The 688-nt window shown below is 71.7% G+C and carries 1 pseudogene; it reads right to left on the reverse strand.

Annotated elements, in window-relative coordinates:
• Positions 1-688: pseudogene (locus ACFO4E_RS30105) on the reverse strand (hypothetical protein); the annotation flags it as partial.

A 688-nucleotide genomic window follows, 5' to 3' on the forward strand; every position in this document is an offset into this window, starting at 1 on the left:
GGAGTCGCCGAGCGAGCCGCCGCCGCCCTCGGGGCCGGCGCCCATCTGCTCCTCGAGATCGGCGCGCTGCTGGTCGTAGTACTCGTTCAGCCGGTCCTGGTACTCCTGCGCCGAGGAGCCGTCCCCGCTGCCGGAACCGTTGCCGCTGCCGTCCCCGTTGAGGTCGCCGCCGCCGCCCTCGGGGCCGGCGTTCATGCGTTCTTCGAGGTCGGCGCGCTGCTGGTCGTAGTACTCGTTCAGCCGGTCCTGGTACTCCTGGGCCGAGGAGCCGTCCCCGTTGCCGGAACCGTTGCCGTTGAGGTTGCCGCCGCCGCCCTCGGGGCCCGCGGCGAGGTCGTCCAGCTCCTGGGAGCGCTGGTCGTAGTAGTCGCTGAGCTGCTCCCGGTACTCCTCAAGCTCCGGCGCCGGGTTACCGTTCTCATCGGTGATCCCGTTGACGTCCTGGCGCAGCCGGTCGAGGTTGCCCTTCTCCTCGTCGACGTACTCCTGGACGCGCTGCTCGTACTCCTCGGGCGAGAGCTCCCGGCCGCCGTCGCCGTCGCCGTTCAGGTTCCCGCCGCCGCCCTCGGGCCCGGAGACGAGCTGCTGGAGGTCCTCGCTCTGGTTCTCGTAGTACTCCTCCAGCGCCTGCTGGTACTGCTGCTCGGCCGGGGTCAGCGCCCGGCCCTCGCTGTTGCGGCCGTCGCCG

This window comes from Nocardiopsis mangrovi, from assembly GCF_042653925.1.
Taxonomy (GTDB): Bacteria; Actinomycetota; Actinomycetes; order Streptosporangiales; family Streptosporangiaceae; genus Nocardiopsis_B; species Nocardiopsis_B mangrovi.